Origin of the sequence: Winogradskyella sp. A2 (genome assembly GCF_046762865.1) — a bacterium.
Classification (GTDB): domain Bacteria; phylum Bacteroidota; class Bacteroidia; order Flavobacteriales; family Flavobacteriaceae; genus Winogradskyella.
Map to the genome: position 1 here is coordinate 443,566 of NZ_JBKQXM010000001.1, position 13,274 is coordinate 456,839.

Below are 13,274 nucleotides of genomic sequence, written 5' to 3' on the forward strand. Positions count from 1 at the left end.
TTAGAATGAAATATTTTTCATCATTAATTCGTAAATTTGCACGGATTTTTAGATAACTAATCGTTAATAAATATGTCAAAAGACATCAGAATTAAGAAAGGTTTAGACATAAAGCTTGTAGGCGAAGCCGAAAAAGCCACGGAAAACGCTATAATTAGCAATTTCTATTCAGTTAGACCTGAAGATTTCCACAGTATCATTCCAAAACTTGTTGCAAAAGAAGGATCACGCGTAAAAGCGGGTGAAACGTTGTTTTATAGTAAGGATAACGAAGATATGAAATTTGTCTCTCCAGTTTCTGGAGAGGTAACCGAAGTTCAACGTGGACCTAGAAGGCGTATTGATGCAATAAAAATAACTGCTGATAAGGAGCAAAGTTATTTAGAACATGGAAAGTTTAATTTTTCTGCAGATGCAGATAAAACTAAAACACATCTATTGGCATCAGGTTGCTGGGCTTTTATAAAACAAAGACCTTATGATGTTGTTGCAAACCCAGAAAATACGCCAAAAGCAATTTTTATTTCAGGGTATGCAAGTGCTCCATTAGCTGCTGATTTAGATTTCACTTTAAATGGAAAAGAAGCAGAATTACAAGCCGCAGTTGATGCTCTTGGAAAACTGACTTCTGGAGGAGTTCATATTTCAGTTGGTAAAAATTCAGACTCTCCATTAGCTGGTTTAAATAATGTTTCGGTTTATAAAGTTAGTGGACCTCACCCTTCAGGTAATGTAGGTACACTTATTAATAAAGTAAATCCTATTAATAAAGGTGAAGTTGTTTGGACAGTTAATGCTCAAGACTTAGTGATTATTGGTGAATTACTTTTAACTGGAAAGTTTAATGCAGAACGTATTATTGCATTTGCAGGATCTTCGGTTAAAAAACCAAGATATTTTAAAACAAAGATTGGAGCTGAGGTTGCCACTATGATATATGACAATGGCGTAGAAAAGGATGGTAATGATCGTATAATTTCAGGTAATGTTTTATCTGGTAAACATGTTGCACCAGATGGAAACCTTGATTACTACAGTAATGTGATCACAGTAATTCCAGAAGGAGATGATTATGAATTCTTTGGTTGGAATAAACCGGTATTTAACAAAATTTCTACTTCAAGGGCCTTGACTTTTTCTTGGTTAAGCCCAAAGAAGAAGTACGATTTAAACACCAATACGAATGGAGAGCATCGTGCATTTGTAACTACAGGAACATACGAAGAAGTTTTTCCTCTAGATATCTATCCAATGCAGATTCTTAAAGCTTGTATGTATAACGATTTGGATGAAATGGAAGCATTAGGTATGTACGAAGTTGCACCTGAAGATTTTGCTTTAACAGAATTTGTATGTGTATCTAAACAACCACATCAAAAAATAATAAGAGAAGGATTAGACTTAATGCTTAAAGAGATAGGATAATGGGTTTAAAACAGAATTTACATAATTTTAAAGAGAAGAATAAAGACAAGAAGTGGCTACCTGGTTTTAATGCGCTTTTTACGTTTTTATATATGCCGAATGAAACTACTCATGGTGGAACTCATATCAAGGCAGCTGATGATTTAAAGCGTACAATGAATACTGTAATCATGGCTTTAGTTCCATGTTTAATATTCGGTATGTATAATGCAGGTTATCAACATTATTTAGCATTAGGAGAAATAGATGTTGCAAACGGATTTTTAGGAGCATCATTTTGGACTTGGGATAATCTAGTCATAGGATTATTGAAAGTTTTACCACTAGTGGCTGTGTCTTATGGTGTTGGGTTAGCGGTTGAATTCGTATTCGCAATAATTAAAGGTCATGAAGTAGAAGAAGGTTATCTAGTAACAGGTATGCTTGTTCCACTAATAGTACCAATAGATATACCACTTTGGATGCTATCTGTGGCTGTGATTTTTGGTGTCGTTATCGGTAAAGAAGTATTTGGAGGTACTGGAATGAATATCTTAAATCCTGCGTTAACAATACGTGCATTTTTATTCTTTGCATATCCAACATGGATGTCAGGAGATAAAGTCTGGGTGCATGGCGCAGTTGAGCGTGCCGGAACACCAGATGCAATATCCGGAGAAACACTATTGGGAGCTTATGCTCAAAATACTTCACTTGCAGGAATTGACTATTGGGATATGTTTTGGGGATTAATACCAGGATCAGTTGGTGAGACCTCAAAATTTTTAATCATTATAGGAGCATTATTCTTAATCTTTACAAAAATTGGAAGTTGGAGAATAATGTTGAGTACTATTATTGGTGCATTAGTTATGGGATTAATTTTTAATGGAGTAATTGATGCAGGTTGGATAGGAGAATCAAGTAAATTCTATGGGTTAATGAGTGTTCCATTTTGGCAACATTTAATTATAGGAAGTATATTATTTGGTGCGGTTTATATGGCAACAGACCCAGTGACTGCTTCACAGACTAATAAAGGTAAATGGATTTACGGATTTCTAATTGGTTTTATTTCTATTATGATTCGTGTATTTAATCCGGCTTACCCAGAAGGAGTATTCCTTGCAATATTATTAATGAATGTCTTTGCGCCAACAATTGATCATTATGTTGTTCAAGGTAATGTTAAGCGCAGAATGAAACGTCTAAAAGCTAAAGTAGCATAGTTATGAGTAATAAGACAGATTCTAATATTTATACAGTTTTATTCGCTATTGGAATGGTGATAGTAGTAGGTGCGCTATTAGCATTTACAGCATCTTCTCTTAAAGAGAGAATTACGGAGAATAAGCGTCTAGAAAAGCAACAAAACATTTTGTATGCAATGGGTGTTAATGAAAACACTGAAAGTAGTGCTTCATTTGTTTCTACTGACAAGGCTCCAGAATTGTTCAATCAATACATTAAGCAGCAGTTAGTTATTACTAATGGTAATGATGTTAAAGAAGATGATAATGCCTATCTAATTGATGTAAAGAAGGAGCAAGATAAAGCGAAGAAAGGCGGAGAAAGACAGTTGCCGCTATTTGTTGGAGTAAAGGATGGGGAAACATACTTTATAGCTCCAATAAGAGGTAAAGGTTTATGGGACGCAATTTGGGCCTATGTCGCTATGGATGAAAATATGGTAATTCAAGGAGCATATTTTGACCATAAAGGAGAAACTCCAGGGTTAGGCGCTAATATTAAAGAACGTTTCTTTATGGACGACTTTATTGGTGAACACTTAATGTCTGATGGTCAGTTTAAAGGTGTTACTGTTTCTAAAAGTAATGCAGATCCAACAAATAACGATAAAAGAGATCACGAGGTTGATGCTATTGCAGGTGCAACTATCACAGGAGATGGTGTTGCGGCTATGATAAAGAAAGACTTAGCATTGTATGTACCTTATTTTAAATCATTAAATTAATTATGGGTTTACTTTCAAAAAAAGACGCAGCTTTAATTACAGATCCATTAGCGGATAACAATCCTATTACAATTCAGGTGTTAGGTATTTGTTCTGCACTTGCGATTACTGCACAGTTAAAAGCCTCTATTGTAATGGCAATTTCAGTATTGTTTGTAATGGGAGTTGGTAATGTTGTAATATCAGCAATTAGAAATATTATTCCATCGAAAATTAGAATCATCGTTCAGCTTACTGTTGTTGCTGCTTTAGTAATTATAGTTGATCAAGTCTTAAAAGCTTTTGCTTATGAGTTAAGTAAAGAGCTTTCAGTATTTGTTGGACTTATTATTACAAACTGTATCATTATGGGACGTTTTGAGGCATTTGCTCTAGGTAATGGTTTATGGCGTTCATTTTTAGATGGTATTGGTAATGCTTTAGGTTATGGTATAATCTTAATTATAGTAGGATTCTTTAGAGAGTTATTAGGTTCAGGTACGTTATTAGGAATACCTGTTTTAGGCGATCCTATTACTAAGACTGGACTTTACAGTATTGGATACGAGAATAATGGATTTATGTTGTTATCACCAATGGCGTTAATAGTTGTTGGGATAATTATATGGGTACAAAGAACTAAAAATAAAGCACTAATAGAAGACTAAAAAATGTCATCCTGATTTTAATAAAGGATAACAAACAAAAGATATATGGAACACATAGAATTATTTTTTAAGTCAATTTTTATAGATAACATGGTTTTTGCCACGTTCTTAGGAATGTGTTCTTACCTTGCTGTTTCTAAAAAGGTAAGTACTGCTGTTGGTTTAGGTGCAGCTGTAATATTTGTATTAGCCATTACAGTGCCATTAAACTGGTTATTAGATCAGTATATTTTACAACCCGGAGCATTAACTTGGTTAGGACCAGAATTTGCAGATTACGATCTTAGCTTTCTTTCATTTATCATGTTTATTGCTACCATTGCAACAATGGTTCAATTAGTTGAAATAGTTGTGGAGAAATTTTCTCCAGCCTTATATAACTCATTGGGTATTTTCTTGCCATTAATTGCTGTAAACTGTGCGATACTTGGTGGCTCTCTTTTTATGCAATCGCGAGAAATAGCGAGCTTAGGACTAGCAATTAATTATGGTGTTGCTTCTGGTATTGGTTGGTTCTTGGCTATTTTAGCCATTGCAGCAATTAGAGAGAAAATTAGATATTCTAATGTGCCTGCACCATTAAGAGGTTTGGGAATAACATTTATTATCACAGGACTTATGGCAATTGGCTTTATGAGTTTTGGTGGTATGTTAACCGGAGGAGATGAAGAGGCAAAAAAAGATGAAACTACAGTTAAAGTAGAAGAAAAAATAGAACTTTCTGATGAAGATAAAGTTCTAGCTGATAACTTAAACAAAGTAAGTGAATAGTATGGTATTAGCAGTTGATTTTGGGATTATTGCAACAACAGTTGTAGCATTTTTAGTAGTAACACTTTTATTAGTGGCATTATTATTATTTGTTAAACAAAAATTATCACCATCAGGACCCGTTAGAATTACTATTAATGGTGAAAAAGAGATAGAAGTTGCTTCTGGCGGAACGTTATTAAATACATTAGGTAGTAATAAAGTGTTCTTGCCATCAGCTTGTGGTGGAGGTGGTACTTGTATACAATGTGAGTGCCACGTATTATCGGGTGGAGGTGAAGCCCTACCAACGGAAACACCACACTTTTCGAGAAAAGAATTAAAGCATGGTGCACGTTTAGCCTGTCAGGTTAAAGTTAAGCAAGACATGGAGATTACAATTCCAGAAGAGGTATTTGGAATTAAGAAATGGGAGGCAACTGTTGTACGTAATTATAATGTAGCATCTTTCATTAAGGAATTTGTTGTCGAGATTCCGGAGGATATGAACTATAAAGCAGGTGGTTATATTCAGATTGAAATTCCACCATGTGAAATAAAATATTCAGATATTGATATTACAGCACACCCTGAAGAGCATGAAACTGCAGATAAGTTTCAGGCTGAATGGGATAAATTTGGTCTATGGCCATTAGTAATGAAGAATACTGAAACTGTTGAGCGTGCCTATTCTATGGCCTCTTACCCAGCAGAAGGACGCGAGATTATGCTTAATGTACGTATTGCAACACCACCATGGGATAGAGCTAAAAACCAATGGATGGAGGTGAACCCAGGTATTGCATCATCTTATATTTTTGCTCAAAAACCAGGAGATAAGGTTACAATTTCAGGGCCTTATGGTGAGTTCTTCATAAATGAATCAGAAAGTGAAATGTTGTATGTAGGTGGTGGTGCAGGTATGGCACCAATGCGTTCTCATTTATATCACTTATTTAGAACAATTAAGACTGGTCGTAAAGTAACGTATTGGTATGGAGGACGTTCTAAACGAGAATTGTTCTATATTGAACATTTCAGAAAACTAGAAAGAGACTTCCCTAACTTTAAATTTTATATGGCACTTTCAGAGCCATTAGAAGAGGATAATTGGAAGGTAAAGAAAGATTTACATGATGAGGCAGGTGATGGATTTGTTGGGTTTATACATAATTCTGTAATTGAAAATTATCTAAACCATCATGATGCTCCAGAAGATATAGAATTATATTTCTGTGGACCACCATTAATGAATCAAGCTGTTCAGAAAATGGGAGAAGATTTTGGTATCCCAGACGAGCATATTAGATTTGATGACTTTGGTGGATAGAGTTATAAATAGAATAAAAAAAACCAGCTCAAAAGGCTGGTTTTTTTATGACTTATATTTTGTACTAGTCTTGTAATTGAAGATGTGAAGTTTCAAAATTGAATAAAACGGAAGAGTCCATTACATCATTAATATTATCTAATTTAAAAAGGTAGGATACAACTTCATTCAACCCTTTAAACAACATGCCCTTATCGGTTATATCTTCTGGTCTATAAAGTCTTCTACCTTTCATAAAACCAGAATAACCACAACCTTTTAAAAACGATTTTTCAATATTAAGAAGTTCTAATGGACTATAACCATTAAATCGTCTTCCTAAATTTTGATGTAATAGCCCTAGGTAATTTAGTTGTGTAGAACCATGTTTGTCTGTTAAATGCTTCCAACTGTCATTATTGTCCATAATATTGCCAACAGCACATTGTTTGCAATCATCTGGGTTTAAAGTATCATTATGAAAGGCGCGATACAACTTTTGGATAGCTCGATCAAATCTAATTGTAGTCTTCATAGTTTTCTTTTTCATATTGAAGATACAAAAAATTGAAATTAGATTAGAAGCGATTCATTTTATTTGTATTCCATGATTAGGAATTCAGCAGTCGATTCACCTATATTCAAGACCTCGTGCCATGTAACTTCATTATTAGAAAAAGTATATCCAGTAGGAACATCTATTTCTCGTGTTCCAGTTGTATCAGTAATTCTAAATTTACCACCAGATAGCGTATAACCTATATGAGCATTGTGATAGTGTTTTTCGTGCCCTACATTTGGTGGAAATGTACATTTTAGTACACGTAGTTCGTCATTATTTTCAATTACCTCACAAACTTTTTTTCCTTTCCATCCTGCCTCTAATGGATCTGGTAGTTTAGATGATTCATTACAACTACCAAATAGTAAAATACTAATAAAACTGATAATGATAAAATGGTTTCGTTTCATAATTAAAAGAATAAAGGAACAAAGTATTTGAACATCATGATAAGAAGTATTACAGCAATGACATTGAGAAAAAAGCCAACTCTAGCCATATCTTTTACTTTGATATATCCACTTGCATATACTATTGCATTTGGAGGTGTTGCCATAGGTAGCATAAAGGCACAGCTACTTGCAATTGTAACAGGTATTAGTAAATGTAACATAGGAATATCTAATCCTATGGCAATTCCTGCTACGACAGGCGCTAAAACAGCGGTTAGAGCAACGTTACTCATAAGTTCTGTCATAAATAACATTAATACAATAAGAAAGCTTGCTGTTAGGAGAATACTGATTTCACTTTTGGAAATAGAATTCGCTACAAGATCAACTATTCCAGTTGTGGACATGCCTTGTGCTAAAGCCAAACCACCACCAAATAATATTAAAATGCCCCAGGCAAGTCTACTTGTGTCTTTCCATTCTAATATGAACTCACCACGCTTCAAATTAAAAGGAATAGTAAATAGAGCTAAAGCGCCAAAAATGCTAATCATAGTATCATTTAGTTTTAGTGAAGGAAATAATGAATTTATAAGGGTTCTGAATATCCAAAGTGATACAATTACAGCAAATATGATAAGCACTTGTCGTTCTCTCGGCGTTACTTTTCCCAATGATTGGAGTTCATCTTTTATAACACCATGAGTTGCCTTGAATAATAATCCTTTATTAGGGAATAAATTAATAAGTACAATATATATTATCGTAATTAACAATATTGAAAAAGGAAGACCTAGCATCATCCAATTTACAAATGATATTTCAGTATTGTACTCGTTTTCTAAAAGACCAATGAGAACAGAATTTGGTGGTGTACCGATAACAGTTGCAATACCACCAGCGTTTGCTGAGAAAGCTATACCTAACATAACACTTAACGCGAAATTCCGATCCTTTTTTGTAAATCCATCTTCATCGTCTATTAGCATTTTTATTACAGACATAGCAATTGGCAACATTACCACAGTACTCGCTGTATTACTAATCCACATACTCATAAAACCAGTTGCGATCATAAATCCTAAAATCACACGATTGGGAGATGTTCCTGTTTTACTAATAATAGTTAGAGCAATACGTTTATGAAGATTTACCTTTTCTAATGCTAATGCTAATACGAAACCACCAAAAAATAAAAACACAATTGGACTTCCATAATTTGCACCAACATCACCCATTGGCATTATTTTTAGTATTGGAAATAGGAGTAATGGTAAGAGTGATGTTACTGAAATAGATACCGCCTCACTAATCCACCAAATAACCATCCAAAGTGCTATTGCCAAAACACAATCTGCTTGAGAATTTATAATCTCTATTTCAGAAAATGTTAGAATTAAAAAAAGAATTGGACCAATTAATAGTCCTACACGTTTGGTCAGTGTGTAAGAATTCATAGCTATTAAAATTATGCCAAGTATTAATTCATGGCATCAAGTTCTTTTTCAATATTAATTAGAAGAACTTTAGTGTAACTTTTTATTGCTAATAAATTATTAGAAAGTGATTCGTTGATCCAGTAATGTCCAGCAGCATTTCGCTCAATTAAATCAGATTTTTCTAAAATCCCTTTTATAGCATTTGTTCGGTTTCTATGCGTAAATAATTTACTTGTATTCGGGTCTAACTCAAAAGCTGGTGTTTCTTGGGCTACTTCGATATCTATTGATGTAATCCAATCTTTATTTATTGCATTAGACCTTTCTATTATATCAATATAGCCATAATACTCAATTATCAGATCGACTAATTCTGTATTATCAATAATCTTCATATTTCCTGTCTGGGATAGGTCTGTATAGGTGTTCAAAATAGGTGAAAATTCAGAAATTATCCAGCCATCTCTGAAATATGCAGTTACTATGCTATCTAAAATTGCAGATTTTGATTCAGATCCAATAGTCTTAATAAAATTGGAAATAATACTCTGATTTTCGTTTATAACAGCAACAATTTTATTAATGTTGACGGTGTCCTGTTTAATATCACTTGAAAGGCGTTCTAAATAATTTACTTTAAGTAGCTTTTGCTTCCTTAGTCCATTCCAATTGTTTATTTGAAGTGCAATTAAAATACCAATAACTACTAGGACAATTTCACCAATGGCATACTTTAGATATTTAGTTGATTTTTTTTCCAAGAGCAGTTTTTGGCGAATATTTCTATAAAAATGAATCATACATAAACCATATAGTTATGTATCATAATAAGGTGATTTTAATATAAAATGTTATCTAATATTCTATCCAGACTTTGCTCTTTTCTGTGAAACTTGTTATCAGTTAAGAATAGTTTGTAAATCTCTTGTCTAAATTCAGCCAACTCCATTTCTGTAAATTCATGTATATGGATGCATTCTTCAATTTTATCAATACTTTCTTGTTCAGAATGTACAGAAAATGCCTTTAGCATTTTATTAAAAATATCTGGTGTGGTTTTAGACTTTACAAGATTCATTTCATCTTCAGTTGCATCGGAGTCTACGCTTGCACAAAAAATTAGAATGTAAACTTTTAATTCTTCTTTAGTCAATTGGGATGTTTTTGTAGTCATCATTTAATGATTTAGCTAATTATTATTAAATGCTATTAATTTTTCCTTTTAGGTTACATAAAACTAAGAGTTTAAGCTTATAATTACAAGCTTTGGAAAGGGTATTAAGTTTACTTAATTGTCAGGGTTTTGTTAACAGCAACAAACAAATCAATGTTTTGTTATAAGCAGTTACGCTCTTAAAGTTACACATTTTTTATTTGTAAGGTTGAAATATACATCATTAAAGACACAATAAATAGACAAAAACAAGATTGTTTTGTGCAGTTAATTAAGATTATTTTAAGCAAGCATCTTTGTATCTTTGCAATATGAAAGCGCTTACAAAACAAGAATTACATAACCTTGCAATGAATCATGTGGGTAAGGATTTGGAGTCTCGTGGATTTGAGTTTGTAGCTATTAATAGTAAATTGAAAAAACACCCTCAGTTTGTTTGCATTGATAAGAACAAAGAGTGGTTTTTTGTAATTGTTAGAGCCGTGATCTTACCAGAAAACCCAAACAATTACGATGTAGTGTGGATGGAGACGTTTAAAAAACATGCTTTTGATAAAAATGCAAAGGTGCTATATGCTGGTGTAGGATTAGGTAATCCTGATGGTGAAGATTTACCAATTTACTTAAATGAAGAATACCTTATAGAATATAATGGGATTCAAGTAATTGAAACAAATTTGAATTAATAATCTAAAAATAGAGATGTCTCCTAAAAATATCTTCATGAAAACACACACACTAATACTTCTCTTAATTACATTATTAGGGTGTTCAAATAAGCCAGTTGAAAATGTAAAACTATCAGGTCCTGTTTTTGGAACCGCATTTAATATTCAGTATTCAACCAAGAATAATAAAAATTATATTAATGAAATAGATAGTTTATTTAGTATGGTTAATCAATCGCTTTCTACTTATATGGCTGATTCTGATATTTCAAAAGTTAATAGAAATGAACTAGATAAAGTAGATGAACATTTTGTAAGAGTTTTTAAGGCTTCCAAAGAAATCTACCACAAAACTAATGGGGTTTTTGATCCCACAATTGGTAATGTAGTTAATGCTTGGAATTTTGGTGCTGAACAAAATAAGTTTCTCACAGATAGCACTACAATAGATAGTTTAATGACATTTGTTGGATTTGATAAATTATCTTTGAAAGATTATAAAATAACAAAACCTAAAGAGACATATCTAGAATTCAATGCCATCGCAAAAGGATATGGCATAGATGTAATTGCAGAGTTTTTAGAATCGAAAGGAATTGAAAACTACCTTGTTGATATTGGTGGTGATATGCGCGTTTCTGGAATGAATTTAGAACGTCATAAACAGTGGCAAGTAGGTATTGATGATCCTAACTTTGATGGTACACAATCATACTCTAAAGTTATAGCGTTAATAGATGAGTCCATGGCTACCTCTGGTACCTATCGTAAATTTAAAATTGATAAAAATGGCAATAGGTACGCACATATAATCAATACAAAAACTGGCTATCCTACTAGAACCAATATTTTAAGTAGTTCTGTTATTGCCAAAGATTGTATGACTGCAGATGGTTATGCAACCGCGTTTCAGGCAATGGGAGTAGAAGAAGTAAAACTGTTTTTAAAATCACATCCTGAACTCAAAGTCTATATTATTTATCTAAATATTAAAAATGAGTTACAGACCATAGCACTAAATGGTTTTCCTGAATAATTATTTTCTAACCAACGGAATAAGTTCACCTTTGGCTAATCTGAATTTTTTAATTTTTGCTTCAGATAATTTTGATGTATAATCTAATGCTTCTACATCAAATCCAATAGACCGCAGCTTATCAAAGTAATCCCGACCATAGACCCTTACATGATCATATTGACCAAATATTTTTGCACGTTCTTTTTTATCGGTTATTGAATCGTCCTCAAAGGTAATTTCTCTATTGACGTCCTGAGGTATTTGAAAAATTCCCCATCCACCTGGTTTCATAACGCGATATAATTCTTGCATAGCTTTATTGTCATCAGGTATATGTTCCAGGACATGATTACATAAAATTACGTCATAACAATTGTCCTCAAATGGAAGGTTACAGATATCAGCTTTTACATCAGCAATTGGTGATAACAAATCTGTGGTTGTATAATCTAGATTTCGTAATGATTTAAATCGGTTTAGAAAGCACTGTTCTGGAGCAAAATGTAAAACCTTTAGATTCTCAGTAAAAAAGATAGATTGGTCTTTAAGGTAAAGCCATAAAAGTCTATGACGTTCTAAGGACAATGTTGAAGGAGATAAGACGTTAGGTCGTTGTTCGCCATAACCATAGGGTAAAAAACGTTTAAATGATCTACCGTCAATAGGATCTGTATAAGTATTTCCTTTTAAATACCACGCTATTAATGGGCGCAAAACATAACTCATGCGAATGAGCAATGGCCTTGGTATAACGTTTAAAAAAAATTTGAAAATCGATTTCAAAATCAATTATTTATAATCTTCTCTTACAGGATTGAAGATATCTAATATTTTACAAGGTGTTATTGCCTTACCGGAGTGCTCCACGTTCGATGGAATTACAAGAATTGAACCTGGTTTATGTGTTTTGGTTTTACCTCCAATAGTCATTTCAAATTCACCCTCTAGTATTTGTGAAACTTGTTCATGAATGTGATGATGTAACGGTATTTCTGCACCTGCTTCTATGTCCCAATAAGCAATAGTCATTGTCTCGGTATGTACAAATCTCGCATTGAACCCTTTGATTATTTCTTTTGGTTCAATCTCAGAAATAAGTTGATCTACTATCATATTACCAATGCTTTTTGTCTAAATTCATCTTCCTCATTTGAGGTAATACCTAAAACTTCGTGTACATAGGCAAATGTTGATAAGATCTCTGGTTTACCATCTATAATAGCAACATCATGTTCAAAATGCACACTTGGTTTTCCGTCTTGAGTAACTATTGTCCATCCGTCTTTTAATTGCTTAACTTTATGGGTTCCCATATTAATCATAGGTTCAATGGCGACGACCATTCCTTCAATAAACTTTTTTCCTCTTCCACGTCTTCCATAATTAGGCATTTCAGGGTCCTCATGCATTTTACGGCCTAAACCATGACCTACCAGTTCCCTCACAACACCATAACCCTCGGCTTCACAATATTGCTGAATGGCATATCCAACATCGCCAACACGATTTCCAATTTTCAGTTGTCTGATACCTTGATAAAGTGATTCTTTGGTTACTTTGATTAGCTTTTTTGTTTCTTCAGCTACATTTCCAATCTCAAAAGTATAAGCATGATCACCGTAAAATTCATTCATAAGTGCACCACAGTCAATAGATACTATATCACCATCTTCTAATGGTTTATCTGTTGGTAAACCATGCACTACTGCTTCATTAACACTGCAAAGTAGGGTAGAAGGACAATCGTACAATCCTTTAAAACCTGGTAATGCACCATGATCTCTTATAAATTCTTCAGCAATTTTATCTAGATAATTTGTTGTAACACCTTCTTTAACCTCCTTTGCCAGCATGCCTAAAGTCTTTGATACAACTAAAGCACTTTGGCGCATCAATTCAATTTCTTCTGTGGTTTTTACAATTATCATAATTCATT

16 protein-coding genes are annotated in these 13,274 nt (G+C 33.3%); 8 read left to right on the top strand and 8 right to left on the bottom strand.

Translation table 11 applies throughout. The features are described from left to right. The first annotated feature begins 72 nt into the window (after positions 1 to 72). Genes ACFWV9_RS01880 through nqrF form a run of 6 tightly spaced genes read left to right on the top strand, consistent with a single transcriptional unit; the run spans position 73 to position 6,106 of the window. On the top strand, positions 73 to 1,425 hold the full coding sequence (locus ACFWV9_RS01880) for a Na(+)-translocating NADH-quinone reductase subunit A (protein WP_411893535.1): 1,353 nt from the start codon (positions 73 to 75) through the stop codon (positions 1,423 to 1,425). Continuing rightward, positions 1,425 to 2,633: an NADH:ubiquinone reductase (Na(+)-transporting) subunit B gene (locus ACFWV9_RS01885; RefSeq protein ID WP_411893536.1), complete on the top strand. Its 1,209-nt coding sequence runs from the start codon at positions 1,425 to 1,427 to the stop codon at positions 2,631 to 2,633. Before ACFWV9_RS01880 ends, ACFWV9_RS01885 begins: the two co-directional genes overlap by 1 nt. Before the next feature lie 2 nt (positions 2,634 to 2,635). After that, on the top strand, positions 2,636 to 3,379 hold the full coding sequence (locus ACFWV9_RS01890) for a Na(+)-translocating NADH-quinone reductase subunit C (RefSeq protein ID WP_411893537.1): 744 nt from the start codon (positions 2,636 to 2,638) through the stop codon (positions 3,377 to 3,379). A gap of 2 nt (positions 3,380 to 3,381) precedes the next feature. Continuing rightward, the gene (locus tag ACFWV9_RS01895) at positions 3,382 to 4,026 is read left to right on the top strand and encodes an NADH:ubiquinone reductase (Na(+)-transporting) subunit D (protein ID WP_411893538.1); all 645 of its coding nucleotides are present in this window, start codon (positions 3,382 to 3,384) and stop codon (positions 4,024 to 4,026) included. Positions 4,027 to 4,071: 45 nt separating this feature from the next. Next, complete coding sequence (gene nqrE, locus ACFWV9_RS01900; RefSeq protein ID WP_411893539.1) at positions 4,072 to 4,797, top strand: NADH:ubiquinone reductase (Na(+)-transporting) subunit E; 726 nt, start codon at positions 4,072 to 4,074, stop codon at positions 4,795 to 4,797. Between the two features lies 1 nt (position 4,798). After that, positions 4,799 to 6,106, top strand: a complete 1,308-nt coding sequence (nqrF, locus tag ACFWV9_RS01905; RefSeq protein WP_411893540.1) for an NADH:ubiquinone reductase (Na(+)-transporting) subunit F — start codon at positions 4,799 to 4,801, stop codon at positions 6,104 to 6,106. A 64-nt stretch (positions 6,107 to 6,170) separates the two neighbouring features. Here nqrF and ACFWV9_RS01910 read toward each other — a convergent pair whose 3' ends face one another. From ACFWV9_RS01910 to ACFWV9_RS01930, 5 genes are all read right to left on the bottom strand, one after another. Continuing rightward, entirely contained in the window at positions 6,171 to 6,620 is a 450-nt protein-coding gene (locus ACFWV9_RS01910) for a Na(+)-translocating NADH-quinone reductase subunit F (RefSeq protein WP_411893541.1), read from the bottom strand. A gap of 59 nt (positions 6,621 to 6,679) precedes the next feature. Further along, on the bottom strand, positions 6,680 to 7,057 hold the full coding sequence (locus ACFWV9_RS01915; RefSeq protein ID WP_411893542.1) for a cupin domain-containing protein: 378 nt from the start codon (positions 7,055 to 7,057) through the stop codon (positions 6,680 to 6,682). 2 nt (positions 7,058 to 7,059) lie between these two features. Then, positions 7,060 to 8,496: an SLC13 family permease gene (locus ACFWV9_RS01920; RefSeq protein ID WP_411893543.1), complete on the bottom strand. Its 1,437-nt coding sequence runs from the start codon at positions 8,494 to 8,496 to the stop codon at positions 7,060 to 7,062. Between the two features lie 23 nt (positions 8,497 to 8,519). Next, the gene (locus tag ACFWV9_RS01925) at positions 8,520 to 9,239 is read right to left on the bottom strand and encodes a DUF6090 family protein (protein WP_411893544.1); all 720 of its coding nucleotides are present in this window, start codon (positions 9,237 to 9,239) and stop codon (positions 8,520 to 8,522) included. 77 nt (positions 9,240 to 9,316) lie between these two features. Then, complete coding sequence (locus ACFWV9_RS01930) at positions 9,317 to 9,652, bottom strand: hypothetical protein (protein WP_411893545.1); 336 nt, start codon at positions 9,650 to 9,652, stop codon at positions 9,317 to 9,319. Positions 9,653 to 9,963: 311 nt separating this feature from the next. Between ACFWV9_RS01930 and ACFWV9_RS01935 the strand changes: the two genes are divergently transcribed. Together ACFWV9_RS01935 and ACFWV9_RS01940 are read left to right on the top strand one after the other, a co-directional pair. Continuing rightward, positions 9,964 to 10,338: a Na(+)-translocating NADH-quinone reductase subunit F gene (locus ACFWV9_RS01935; RefSeq protein WP_411893546.1), complete on the top strand. Its 375-nt coding sequence runs from the start codon at positions 9,964 to 9,966 to the stop codon at positions 10,336 to 10,338. A gap of 37 nt (positions 10,339 to 10,375) precedes the next feature. Beyond that, on the top strand, positions 10,376 to 11,356 hold the full coding sequence (locus tag ACFWV9_RS01940; RefSeq protein WP_411893547.1) for an FAD:protein FMN transferase: 981 nt from the start codon (positions 10,376 to 10,378) through the stop codon (positions 11,354 to 11,356). Here ACFWV9_RS01940 and ACFWV9_RS01945 read toward each other — a convergent pair whose 3' ends face one another. Genes ACFWV9_RS01945 through map form a run of 3 tightly spaced genes read right to left on the bottom strand, consistent with a single transcriptional unit; the run spans position 11,357 to position 13,266 of the window. Next, entirely contained in the window at positions 11,357 to 12,121 is a 765-nt protein-coding gene (locus tag ACFWV9_RS01945) for a class I SAM-dependent methyltransferase (RefSeq protein WP_411893548.1), read from the bottom strand. A gap of 6 nt (positions 12,122 to 12,127) precedes the next feature. Then, positions 12,128 to 12,451 carry a cupin domain-containing protein gene (locus ACFWV9_RS01950; RefSeq protein ID WP_411893549.1) on the bottom strand — a complete coding sequence of 108 codons (324 nt, stop codon included), beginning with the start codon at positions 12,449 to 12,451 and terminating at the stop codon, positions 12,128 to 12,130. After that, the gene (map, locus tag ACFWV9_RS01955; RefSeq protein ID WP_411893550.1) at positions 12,448 to 13,266 is read right to left on the bottom strand and encodes a type I methionyl aminopeptidase; all 819 of its coding nucleotides are present in this window, start codon (positions 13,264 to 13,266) and stop codon (positions 12,448 to 12,450) included. Before map ends, ACFWV9_RS01950 begins: the two co-directional genes overlap by 4 nt. Positions 13,267 to 13,274 lie beyond the last annotated feature (8 nt).

Coding starts and splice junctions, on each gene's coding strand:
- ACFWV9_RS01880 (WP_411893535.1), top strand. CDS start 73: ATGTCAAAAGACATCAGAATTAAGAAAGGTTTAGACATAAAGCTTGTA.
- ACFWV9_RS01885 (WP_411893536.1), top strand. CDS start 1,425: ATGGGTTTAAAACAGAATTTACATAATTTTAAAGAGAAGAATAAAGAC.
- ACFWV9_RS01890 (WP_411893537.1), top strand. CDS start 2,636: ATGAGTAATAAGACAGATTCTAATATTTATACAGTTTTATTCGCTATT.
- ACFWV9_RS01895 (WP_411893538.1), top strand. CDS start 3,382: ATGGGTTTACTTTCAAAAAAAGACGCAGCTTTAATTACAGATCCATTA.
- nqrE (WP_411893539.1), top strand. CDS start 4,072: ATGGAACACATAGAATTATTTTTTAAGTCAATTTTTATAGATAACATG.
- nqrF (WP_411893540.1), top strand. CDS start 4,799: ATGGTATTAGCAGTTGATTTTGGGATTATTGCAACAACAGTTGTAGCA.
- ACFWV9_RS01910 (WP_411893541.1), bottom strand. CDS start 6,620: ATGAAGACTACAATTAGATTTGATCGAGCTATCCAAAAGTTGTATCGC.
- ACFWV9_RS01915 (WP_411893542.1), bottom strand. CDS start 7,057: ATGAAACGAAACCATTTTATCATTATCAGTTTTATTAGTATTTTACTA.
- ACFWV9_RS01920 (WP_411893543.1), bottom strand. CDS start 8,496: ATGAATTCTTACACACTGACCAAACGTGTAGGACTATTAATTGGTCCA.
- ACFWV9_RS01930 (WP_411893545.1), bottom strand. CDS start 9,652: ATGACTACAAAAACATCCCAATTGACTAAAGAAGAATTAAAAGTTTAC.
- ACFWV9_RS01935 (WP_411893546.1), top strand. CDS start 9,964: ATGAAAGCGCTTACAAAACAAGAATTACATAACCTTGCAATGAATCAT.
- ACFWV9_RS01940 (WP_411893547.1), top strand. CDS start 10,376: ATGAAAACACACACACTAATACTTCTCTTAATTACATTATTAGGGTGT.
- ACFWV9_RS01950 (WP_411893549.1), bottom strand. CDS start 12,451: ATGATAGTAGATCAACTTATTTCTGAGATTGAACCAAAAGAAATAATC.
- map (WP_411893550.1), bottom strand. CDS start 13,266: ATGATAATTGTAAAAACCACAGAAGAAATTGAATTGATGCGCCAAAGT.